The sequence below is a fragment of the Stenotrophomonas lactitubi genome (genome assembly GCF_002803515.1).
Classification (GTDB): domain Bacteria; phylum Pseudomonadota; class Gammaproteobacteria; order Xanthomonadales; family Xanthomonadaceae; genus Stenotrophomonas; species Stenotrophomonas lactitubi.
The window spans coordinates 34,420-46,535 of the sequence record NZ_PHQX01000001.1 but is presented as its reverse complement, the minus strand read 5'-3'; the positions used below and the strand labels follow the sequence as shown (position 1 = coordinate 46,535).

The following is a 12,116-nucleotide window of genomic DNA, read 5'->3' as shown; positions in this document are numbered from 1 at the left end:
CGCGCGCATCAGCCTTCCTCGGTCACGCGCAGGACTTCCTCAAGGGTCGTCTGCCCGCTCAGGGCCTTGCTCAGGCCGTCCTCGTACATGGTGCGCATGCCGGCTTCACGGGCGATGCGTTCGATCTCGCCCATGCCATCGCGGCGCATCACCGCACGCCGCAGCGCGTCGTTCATCACCAGGAATTCCATGATGGTGGTGCGCCCCAGGTAGCCGGTCGGCGCCAGTGCCGACGGCTTCGGCCGATACAGGTGGATCGTTCCCTGCGGCTGCAGGCGACGCAGGTCGAAGCGCTCGATTTCTTCCGGCGAGGCTTCATAGCGCTCGGCGTGGGTCGGCTCCAGACGGCGCACCAGGCGCTGGGCCAGGATGCCGTTGATGGTGGAAGTGAGCAGATAGTCTTCCACGCCCATGTCGAGCAGGCGGGTGATGCCGCCCGCCGCATTGTTGGTATGCAGCGTGGACAGCACCAGGTGGCCGGTCAATGCCGACTGGATCGCGATGCGCGCGGTTTCCAGGTCGCGCATTTCGCCGATCATGATGATGTCCGGATCCTGGCGCACGATGCTGCGCAGGGCATTGGCAAAGTCCAGGCCGATCTGCGGCTTGGCCTGGATCTGGTTGATGCCTTCGATCTGGTATTCGACCGGATCTTCAACGGTAATGATCTTGACGTCGGCGGTGTTGAGCTGGCTCAGCGCGGTGTACAGCGTGGTGGTCTTGCCCGAGCCGGTGGGACCGGTCACCAGCAGGATGCCGTGCGGCTGTTCAAGCACCTTGCGGAACTGCGGCAGGAAGGCATCGGTGAAGCCCAGCCGGTGGAAGTCGAACACCACCGTCTCGCGATCGAGCAGGCGCATCACCACGCTTTCGCCGTGCGCGGTGGGTACCGTGCTGACACGCAGGTCCAGCTCTTTGCCCTGCACGCGCAGCATGATGCGGCCGTCCTGCGGCAGGCGGCGCTCGGCGATGTTCAGCCGGGCCATGATCTTGATGCGGCTGATCACCGCGGCGGTCAGGTTGGCCGGCGGGCTCTCGCCTTCGACCAGCACGCCATCGACGCGGTAACGCACTTTCAGCCGGTTCTCGAAAGGCTCGACGTGGATGTCAGAGGCGCGCAGTTCGACCGCGCGCTGGATCACCAGGTTGACCAGGCGGATCACCGGCGCTTCCGAGGCGAGATCGCGCAGGTGCTCGATATCGTCCACTGCGCCGCCTTCGCCATCGGCGGTTTCCACGATCGCCCCCATCGCACTGCGGCCCTGGCCGAACCAGCGCTCGACCAGGTCATCGATCTCCGCGCGCATGCCCAGCAGCGGCGTGACCGGCACGCCCAGTGCCAGCTGCACGGCCTGCTGCGGGTACGGATCGTGGGCGTCGGCCAGCCACAGCTGCACGCCGTGTTCATCCAGCGCCAGCGGGCATACGTGGAACTGCTTGAGGAAGCGCAGCGACAGCGGCAGGCCTTCGGCCAGTGCCTGCGGTGGCGATTCAGGCAGCTGCCGTCCTTCCAGCAGCGGCAAGCCCAACACATCGGCGCTGGCCTGCGCCTGGTCACGTTCGGAGACCAGCCCAAGCCGGACCAGCAGGCCGAGCAGGCTGCCACCGGCCTCGGCATGCAGTGGCCGCGCACGCGCCAGATCTCCTTCCTTGAGCCGACCACGTGCCAGCAGCGCATCGAGGATGCGGCCTTCAGTGTCGTCGATGGCGGTGGCAGCGAGCGCGTTCACGTGACTCTCCTGTCGATCGTCCCGACTTTAGCAGTTAAGCCGTGGTTTCCACCCTCTCCGATTCTTCTTTCGTAAAAAGACGAAGCCCGTCACACAGGTGACGGGCCTCGCTTATTCATTTACGACAGTCGGTTATTACTGGGTCGCCAGAATGCTCACCCCGCTGTAAGCGGCCTCACCCACCACCTTGATGTAGTAGGTACCGGCCACCGGCTTGGCTACGCGCACGGTTTCGGTATTGCCTGGGCGGGTCGACTTGGCATCGTTGTCGGTCGCGGTGGGCACGCGGCCCTGCGCCAGATACACCGACACGTTGCCGCTGCCGCCGTAGGTCAGCACGCTCAGCGTCTTGCCGGCCGCCGCTTCGAAGGTGTAGACGGTTTCGCTGGCGGCCGCACCGGCCAAGCCACCCACGGTCACCTTGTTGGTCAGCGGAATGCCTTCCGGCTCGCAGTTCTCGGTGCACGGCTCCTTCAGCGCGGCATCCAGTGCGGCCTTGGCATCGAGGATGCCGGTGCCGATCGGGGTCGCCGCCGGGATGGTCACCGGGAACTTGCGCGCGCTCTGCTTCAGCAGCGTTTCCAGTGCGGCCGGAGCCAGCGGCTCCTTGCCCTTGGCGATCAACGCGCTCTGCACCATCGCGGCCACGGCGGCAACATGCGGCGAGGACATCGACGTGCCGCCCTTGCCCATCAGCACCCACTCACCAGCGTCCGGGGTGGTTTCCGAACTGGAGCCGACCTGCCAGATGTAGCCGTTCGGGTTGCCGTCGACGCTGCCGCCACCGCCCGGGGCCGACAGGTCGACCGCGGTGCCGTAGTTGGAGTAATAGGTGATGCCACCGGTGACACGGGTCGCACCCACCGCCACCACGTTGTTGCAGCTGGCCGGACGGTACTTGGATGCGTTATCGGTTTCGTTGCCGGCCGCGACCACCACCAGGGTGCCGCGCGACACCGCGCCGTTGATCGCGTCCTGGTAGGCGGCATCGCATGCGCCGCCACCGCCCAGACTCATGTTGATGATCTCGGCCGGGTTGGTGTTGGCCGGAATGCCCGGCACGGTGCCACCGGAGGCCCAGGTGATGGCGTCACTGATGTCGGCCAGGGTGCCACCGCACTTGCCCAGCACGCGCACCGGCAGCACCTTGGCCTTGTAGGCCAGGCCCGCCAGGGCGCTGCCATTGTTGGTCACTTCGGCAATGGTGCCGGCAACGTGCGTGCCGTGCCAGGAACTGCCTTCCGGTTCAGAGCCGGTGTAGCACTCGTTGGCCGTTTCCACCCAGTCACCGTAGTCGGTGGCGCCGGGCGCGCGGCCGTCGTTCGGGCGGCGCGAGGATTCCTTGTCACTGATGAAATCGTAGCCTTCCAGCAGGTTGCTGCCGAAGTCCGGCACGCCCGGCAGGATGCCGGTATCGAGCACGGCGACCACGATGCCCTCGCCCTGCGAGAGATCCCATGCGGCCGGGGCGTTCACGCCACCGGTGGCATTGAAGAAGTTCCACTGGTACTGCGCGTAGTTGGGGTCGTTGGGCACCAGTGCCGGCTGCGCGTTGGTGGCACGCAGGTCCGAACGCTGCAGGCGCACGTTGGCCACCGCGTACTGCACCGACGGATCGGCATTCAGTTCAGCCAGCACCTTCTGCATGTCGGCCGAACCCAGCTTGGACTTCAGGCGGATCAGGTCGCCACCGGCACCGAGCTTGCGCTCCACCAGCGGAGACAGTGCCGCGGCGCGGCTGGTGGTGCCGCTGCTGACGATGGCACGCGACAACGCCGACTGCACGACCGAGAGCTTGGTCGAACGATCGCTGGCGGCAGCAGTGCCGTTGCGGTACTTCACGATGATGCCGTCCACGCTCTGCTGGGCAGTGCTGGCCACGCGTGCCGGTTCCTTGGCCACGCCCGGCTTGGCCGCATGCGCCGCACCGACGCCAACAGTCAACGACAGCACGGCGGCAGCCAGCACATTGATGCGAAGGGTCTGCTTCTTGGTCACGTTCGAAATCCTCTTCAAGGTCATGGTTGAGCTTTCCTTCTCCGCCCGTTGCACGGACGGAGCTCACTACGGCCATCACTCCCTGCGACTGCCCTGGCTGGCCCACCAGGGTTGCCGGCCACGCCCCTTTGGCGCTCACTGCTCGACGTGCCGATGGGGTTGCCCACCGGCACGTTGTTGCGCACTTACCAGCCGAAGCCGGCACCAACGCCGACCGAGCTGTCATCACTGCTGAAGGCACCACCGATGGTGACCGTGGCGCGATCGCTGATCGCACGCTGGTAGCCCAGCGACATGGCCGACTCGCCGCCCTGGAAACCGATGCCGACGCCGACCCGGTTCTGGGTACGGATGCCGGCGGCACTGGTGGCCATGTTGAGCATCGCCGAGCTCATCGCGCCCTGACGGTCGATGCGGCGATCCATGTGACGCAGGCGTCCATCCACTTCGCCCTTGAACACATCGAAGCTGTCGGTAACCGCCTGCACGCGGCTGTCGGTGTAGCCGTTGGCGGTGGTGATGCCACGGTCCAGCTGGCCCTTGTTGACCGCATCGGTTGCGGTGGTACCGGCCGCCACGTTGGTGACCTGGCGTTCGTTGCCCTCGCTGCCGACCGAGACGGTGTTCGCGCGATCGGCAACCGAGCCCTGGCCCAGCGCCACCGCATTGGCTGCCGTTGCACTCGCGCCCTGGCCGACCGCGGTGGACGATGCACCACTGGCGACAGCGCCATCCCCCATCGCGACGGCGTTGATGCCACCGCCTGCGACCAGTGCCGGCTGTGCACTGCCTGCGCTGGCTGCGGTCGGGGTGCCCTGCACACGGGTGGCCGTTGCCGATCCGCTATCCGCCAGGCTCGCATCGGCGGTGGCCGAAGCCGTGGCCGCGCTGGCCGCGTCGGCGTCCAGCGGAGCGGCCATCGAACGCAGGCTGGCCGCGCCGGAACGCGTGCCGCTGGCGGTGCGACGATCGATCTCGCTGACCTTGCGGTCCAGTGCGCCCAGTGCGTCGCCGACGTTGCTGTAGGTGGAACCCTGGATCACATAGTTCGGCGCAACGAACACCCCCTGCATGCCGACGCTGGCACCGCCGCCGAGGAAGCTGGCGGCATCGCTGAGCGACTGGAACAGCTGGCCACCATTGATCGCCTGGCGGCTGCCGGAGGCGATGCTGCCGGCGCCGACGTTGTCGATGGTGGTGCCCTGGATACCGGCCAGGGTCAGGCGGTCACGGCTGGCGTCGTCGTAGCCGACCGAACTGGCCGCGCTGGTTTCAACGGTGGCGATGCGCGAGTCGAAATCACCGACCCGGGTTTCCACCGCGCCCACGCGCTGGTTGGTGACGTTGAGCTGTGAACCGGTCACGGCATCGCTGCTGCCGGCGGTGATGCGGCCATCGGCGACGTTGACGATGCGGCGCGTGGCAGGGCCGGCAGTGCCGTTGCCGCCACCGACCGACACCACGTTGGCTTCCAGGGCGCGCGCACCGGTGCCGAGGGCGACCGAGTTGGCCCCGGTGACGCCGCTGTTGGCACCCAGCGCAAGCGCGCCGCCACCAATGGCCGAGGCATTGGCACCCAGTGCGTTGCTGCGTGCACCGCCGGCGTTGGCCGCCGAGCCGATGGCCACAGCGTCGGTGCCGCTGGCGGTTGCGGTGCCACTGCCGCTGGCGCGGAAGTGGCGGCTGGTGGTGTCTGCGGTGGAAGCGACCGCATCCAGCTGCGCGCGGTTGACTGCATCGGTGGCCTGGGTACCGGCGGCAACGCGGGTGATCTGCCGCTCCGCGCCCGCACTGCCCACCGATACCGTGTTGGCCCGATCGGCCACTGCCGACGCGCCCAGCGCCGTGCTGTTGGCGGCACTTGCGGTGGCACCGAAGCCAACCGCCGTGGCACCGGCGGCGGTTGCCTTGGCGCTGTAGCCGACAGCCGTACCGAGGCGACCGCTGGCCTCGGCGTAGCTGCCCAGCGCCGACGTACCGTCGGCCGTTGCGGTGGCACGGAAGCCACTGGCCTGCGACTGCGTGCCGCTGGCGGTGGACTGCGCGCCGCTGGCGGTGCTGTAGGCACCCTTGGCCTGCGCACCGGCGCCGGTGGCGCTGGCGCCGAGCTCGCTGGCGACAGCACCGCTGCCCAGCGCCACGCTGTCCACGCCGGTAGCCTGTGCCGCATTGCCCAGCGCAGCGCCATTGGCGCCGCTGGCCAGCGCATTGAAGCCCACTGCGGTGGCGTTGGCGGCAACCGCGGTGGCACCGCTGCCGAGCGCACTGGCGCCGTTGCCGATCGCATTGGCCGCTTCACCCGCGGCCAGCGCGTTGTCGCCTTCGACGTACGCCCCGGCATCGCTGTCGGCACTGCCACTGGCCTGGAAGTGCTTGCTGGTCTTGTCGGCGACACTGGCCACTGCATCCAGCTGGCCCTTGTTCACCGCATCGGTGGTCTCGGTGCCAGCGGCAACATGGGTGACCTGGCGTTCGCTGCCTGCGCTGCCGACGGCCACCGTGTTGGCACGGTCCGCCTTCGAGCCTGCGCCGAGGGCGACGCTGTTGGCTGCGCTGGCCGTAGCGCTGGCACCCAGAGCGGTGCTGTCAGCCGCATCGGCCCACGCATTCCAACCAATTGCGGTGGCGTAGTCGTCGGTGGCCCAGGCACCGGCACCGAAGGCGGCCGCACCGGTACCGCTGGCACGCGACGGAATCAGACCGAAGAAGGTGCTGCCACCGATGGCGACACTCTCTGCGCCACTGGCTTCGCTGGATTGACCCACGGCGACCGCGCCGCTGCCTGCCGCTGCTGCACCGAAGCCGACAGCCGTGGTGTTGGCACCGGTCGCCGCCGAGCCGTAGCCCAGCGCGGTGCCGAGGCGGCCGCTGGCTTCGCTGTAGCCACCGATGGCGGTGGTGCCATCGGCCGAGGCCGCACTGCGGAAACCACTGGCCAGCGACTGCGCACCGCTGGCGACAGCCTCCGCACCGTTGGCCGTGCTGTAGACGCCGCTGGCCTGTGCAGCGGTGCCGGTGGCGGTAGCGCTGATGCCACTGGCTACCGCGCCGTTGCCGAGTGCGGCACTGTCTGCGCCGGTGGCCTGTGCATTGCTGCCCACCGCGGCCGCATTGCTGCCCGTGGCCAACGAGTTGAAGCCCACGGCGGTCGCGTTCGCGGCCACGGCCGTGGCACCACTGCCGAGCGCGGTGGCGCCGTTGCCGACCGCATTGGCCGCTTCACCGGCAGCCAGTGCGTTGTCGCCTTCCACGTAGGCACCGGCATCGCTGTCGGCGCTGCCGCTGGCCTGGAAGTACTTGCTGGTCTTGTTCGCCGTGGCAGCGACGGCATCGAGCTGGTTCTTGTTCACCGCATCGGTGCCTTCGGTGCCTGCGGCGACGTGGGTCACCTGGCGTTCGCTGCCGGCACTGCCGACGGCCACGGTGTTGTCACGGTCGGCCTTGGAGCCTGCGCCCAGGGCCACGCTGTTGGCACCGTTGGCGGTAGCGCTGGCACCCAGCGCGGTGGACTCGGCGCCATCGGCCCACGAGTTCCAGCCGATGGCGGTGGCGTAGTCGTCGGTGGCCCAGGCACCGGCGCCGAACGCCGCTGCGCCGTAGCCACTGGCACGCGACGGCACCAGGCCGAAGAAGGTGCTGCCACCGATGGCCACGCTCTCATCGCCGCTGGCTTCGCTGGATTGACCGACGGCGACCGCGCCGCTGCCTGCCGCTGCTGCACCGAAGCCGACAGCCGTGGTGTTGGCACCGGTCGCCGCCGAGCCGTAGCCCAGCGCGGTGCCAAGGCGGCCGCTGGCTTCGCTGTAACCACCGATGGCGGTGGTGCCATCGGCCGAGGCCGCGCTGCGGAAACCACTGGCCAGCGACTGCGCACCGCTGGCGACAGCCTCCGCACCGTTGGCGGTGCTGTAGACGCCGCTGGCCTGTGCAGCGGTGCCCGTGGCGGTGGCGCTGATGCCGCTGGCCACCGCGCCGTTGCCGAGCGCGGCACTGTCTTCACCGGTCGCCTGCGCGTTGTTGCCCACTGCGGCCGCGTTGCCGCCGCTGGCCAGGCTGTTGAAGCCCACCGCCGTGGCGTTCGCGGCCACCGCCGTTGCGCCACTGCCGAGCGCGGTGGCGCCGGTGCCGATCGCATTGGCGGCCTCACCCGCAGCCAGCGCGCTGTCGCCTTCCACGTAGGCACCAGCATCGCTGTCGGCGCTGCCACTGGCCTGGAAGTACTTGCTGGTCCTGGCCCCTTCGGCGGCCACTGCGTCCAGCTGGTCCTTGTTCACTGCATCGGTACCCTGGGTACCCGCTGCCACGTTGGTGATCTGGCGGGTGTTGCCGCCACCTCCGACCGACACGGTGTTGTCGCGGTCTGCAATCGAATCGGCACCCAGCGCCACGCTGTTGGCACCGCGCGATTCCGCCGCATTGCCCAGCGCGGTGCTGTTGGTGCCCGGCGCATAGGCGCCGCCGCCGACCGCGGTGGAATAGTCGCCGGATGCTTCGGTCGCCAGCAGGCCGAACAACGAGCCACCGACGGCCACGGCATTGGTGCCGGTAGCCAGGCTGCCCTGGCCGGTGGCGGTGCTGTAGGCACCGGATGCTTCCGAATCGCCGCCGAGCGCAACGCTGTTGGAGCCGGAGGCGTTGGCGAAGTTGCCGAAGGCGGTGGCGTTGAATGCCGACGCGTTGGCGTAGCCACCGATGGCCGTGCTGTAGCCGCCGGTCGCTTCGGCGCCGATGCCGAACGCGGCCGAAGCGGTGCCGCTGGCCACGCTTTCACTGCCGACCGCCGTGGCCGCCTCACCACTGGCGTTGCTGAAGTAGCCCACCGCCACGGCTTCCTCGCCGCTGGCCTCGGACAACACGCCGGTGGCGGTGCTGCCAGCGCCGCTGGCCACCGAGGCCGCACCGAAGGCCGCACTCTGCTCGCCGCTGGCTTCGCTCTCGGCACCGTGCGCGGTGGCGTATTCGCCGGTCGCCTGCGCGTTGGCACCGATGGCGCTGGCATTGGCTGCTGTGGCCAGCGCATTGAAGCCGATGGCCTGTGCATTGCTGGCCAGCGCATTGGCGCCACTGCCCAGCGCGGTTGCACCGTTGCCGATGGCGTTGGCCGATTCACCGGCGGCCAGCGCATTGTCACCTTCCACGTAGGCGCCGGCATCGCTGTCGGCGCTGCCACTGGCCTGGAAGTACTTGCCGGTGGTCGCCGCACTGGCTGCAACCGCGTCGAGCTGCGACTTGTTCACCGCATCGGTGGCCTGGGTACCGGCCGCCACACTGGTGATCTGCCGCTCGTTGCCGGCGCTGCCCACCGACACGCTGCGGTCACGGCTGGCCACCGAACCGGCACCCAGCGCAACCGCGTTGTTGCCACTGGCCGCGCTGCCCGCGCCCAGGGCGATCGCACTTTCACCGCCAGCCACCGTGTTGGTGCCGATGGCGATGCTGTTGATGCTGTTGCCCAACGCCTGGAAGCCCAGCGCAACACTGTTGTCGCCGTAGCTGAAGGCGCCGCGGCCGACAGCGGTGGAACTGATGCCGTTGGCCCAGCTGTTGTAGCCGATGGAGGTGGCACCGTTGGCGCTGGCCCATGCCGCCGGACCGAACGCCGAAGCATTGCGGCCGGTGGCCCAGGCACCGGCGCCAAAAGCGGTGGCGCCCTCCTCGCTGGCGGTGCTGTAACCACCCACGGCGGTGCTGTCGTCGGACTTGGCAAAGGCGCTGTCACCGATGGCGACGGCATAGCTGCCGGTAGCGCGCGACTTGCCGCCTGCCGCGAAGCTGTTGTCGCCGGTGGCCTGTGCAGCATTGCCGAAGGCGCTGCTGCTGGCACCGGTCGCCTGCGCGGCATTGCCGACGGCGGTGGAACCGGCCGAAGCGGTGGTGCCGATCTGCACCGGATTGCCCTGGTCATCCAGCAGGGGCTGGTTGTATTCGTCGTACGCCTGGCCGAGGCCACCCACGGCCACTGCACCGTCACCGTCGGCGAAGGTATTGCGACCCAGGGCCACGCTGTCGGCGCCGATGGCCGCAGCGCCTGCGCCCTGCGCCAGCGCGCCGGCACCGATGGCGTTGCTGGCCGAACCCGCCGCTACGGCACCCTCGCCTTCTGCATAGGCACCGGCATCGCTGCCGCTCTCCGGCTGCGCCTGGAAGAAGCGCGCGGTGGTGTCGGCGGTGCTGGCCACGGCGTCCAGCTGTGCCTTGTTCACTGCATCGGTGGCTTCGCTGCCGGCCGCCACGCTGGTGATCTGCCGCTCGTTGCCGGCACTGCCCACGGCCACGCTGTTGGCGCGCACCGCTTCGGAATTCGCACCCAGTGCAACGCTGTTGGCACCCCGCGCAGTGGCGTAGTAGCCGACGGCGGTGCTCTGCGCGCCACTGGCCCAGGTCTGCGCCCCCAGTGCGCTGGCGTTCTCGCCCGGTGCGTAGGCGAAGTAGCCCACTGCGACCGAATCGGTGCCGGAGGCCTCGGTCAGGCTGCCGTTGGCCACGGCATGGTCACCGCTGGCAATCGCGCCGGCACCGACGGCCGTGGCCGCTTCGCCACTGGCCTGGGTCTGCACGAAGAAGCCCAGGCCCGGAATCAGATCGGCCGGTCCACCGATGGCCACGCTGCTGGTACCGGTAGCGTTGCTCTGCGTACCGACGGCCGTTGAGTAATCGCCGATGGCATTGGAGACCGCGCCGAACGCCGACGACTGCACACCTGCCGCGTAGGCACCCACGCCGTACGCCGAGGCGGCGAAACCGCCGGCATCGGCGCTGGCGCCGACAGCGGTACCACCGACCCCGGCACTGGTGGCGCCGGTCTCTACCGGCACGCCACCACTGGTGATCAGCGGATTGCCATCAGCATCCACCGCAGCACCGCCGACGGCGACGCTGCCCGGACCGACTGCCTGCGCGTTGTTGCCGAAGGCCGCACTGTTCTGGCCCGAGGCCAGCGCGTTGTTGCCGACTGCAGTGGCGCTCTGCGCGACAGCGGTCGCACCTGCACCGACGGCGGTTGTGCCGTTGCCGATTGCATTGGCGGCTTCGCCAGCGGCGAGCGCGTCATCTCCCTCGGCCAATGCGCCAGCATCGCTGTTGCTGCTGCCGGTGGCCTGGAAGCGCTTGGCGGTGGTATCGGCTACTGCCGCCACACCCTTCAACTGGCCGACGTTGACCGCATCGGTATCTTCGGTACCTGCGGCAACACTGGTGATCTGCCGGGTCAGGCCGTAGTCGACCGCACCCACCGAAACGGTATCCACGCGATCGGCCAGCGAGCCGGCGCCCAATGCCACGCTGCCGGTGGCCACGGCGGCCGAGTTGGAACCCAGCGCGGTGCTGTACTCGCCCGCCGCCGTGCTGAACGCACCGACGGCAATGGAGGCTTCGTTGGCGGCAGTTGCACCGCGGCCCAGCGAGGTGCTGCCCGGGCCCATGGCCACTGCGCCTGCACCCACTGCCGTGGCGCCATCGGCGCTGGCTTCGGACAGTGCACCCAGTGCGGTGGCTGCGCCGTTCTCGCTGGCGGCCACGGCATGGGCACCGACGGCGGTATCGCCCAGGCCGAATGCCGCCGCGCTCTGCCCGACCACCACGCTGGCATCACCGAAGGCGAGCGCGTTCTGGCCGAAGGCACTGGCCCCGACGCCCGCAGCAATCGCCTGGGTGCCGACCGCAGTGGTGGCGTTGGCCAGCGACTGGCTGCCACTGCCGACCGCGATGGCGCCCTCGCCTTCGATCTTCGCCGCGTCGCTGTTGTCACCCGCGCCATCGGCCTTGAAATAGCGGCTGCCCTCGGCCGCCGCCTGCGCAAGCGCAGCCTGCGTGGCGCGTGCCTGTGCATCCAGCTGCGCCTTGTTCACCGCATCGGTGGCGGCGGTACCGGCGGCGACGTTGGTCACCTGCCGTTCCTTGCCGGCATCACCGACAGAGACGGTGTTGGCGCGAGCTGCCTTGGAACCGGCGCCCAGCGCCACGCTGTTGGCACCGGTGGCGCTGGTACCCGCGCCGATCGCCACCGCGTTGCTGCCCTTGGCGCTGGCAGTGCCATCGACCGCGCACTTGTCCACCACTTTGCTGTTGAGCACCACGCAGTTCGCGCTGCCGCCAATCTCGACCGACTGCGCCGAAACGATGCCGGTCATTCCCAGTCCCATTGCCAAGGCCAACGCTGCGGCCAGTCGTGCCGGCGCGGCATCCGTCGCACTGCGGCGCTGGTCGACGACCCCGCCTGATGAGCTGGAAGAGGCCAGTTCCGAGGCCACCACCAACTGACCCAATGCTTTGTTCCAGACCTTGCGATAAATCCGATTCATCGGTACGGCTCCTGATTGGACTGGTTTTGGGCAAAGCAACGCCACCGCCGAACCTTCGTGGTTCAACGTCCCCTGGGGGCGTTATTCG

The 12,116-nt window shown here is 69.0% G+C and carries 3 protein-coding genes; all 3 read right to left on the bottom strand.

Annotated features, from left to right (window positions below):
• Nucleotides 1-8: 8 nt before the first annotated feature.
• Nucleotides 9-1,730, bottom strand: coding sequence for a type II secretion system ATPase GspE (gene gspE, locus CR156_RS00160; RefSeq protein WP_100462854.1), 1,722 nt, complete (start codon nucleotides 1,728-1,730; stop codon nucleotides 9-11).
• 135 nt (nucleotides 1,731-1,865) lie between these two features.
• Nucleotides 1,866-3,752, bottom strand: a complete 1,887-nt coding sequence (locus tag CR156_RS00155) for a S8 family peptidase (protein WP_180166718.1) — start codon at nucleotides 3,750-3,752, stop codon at nucleotides 1,866-1,868.
• A 161-nt stretch (nucleotides 3,753-3,913) separates the two neighbouring features.
• Entirely contained in the window at nucleotides 3,914-12,028 is an 8,115-nt protein-coding gene (locus CR156_RS00150; RefSeq protein WP_100551521.1) for an ESPR-type extended signal peptide-containing protein, read from the bottom strand.
• Nucleotides 12,029-12,116 lie beyond the last annotated feature (88 nt).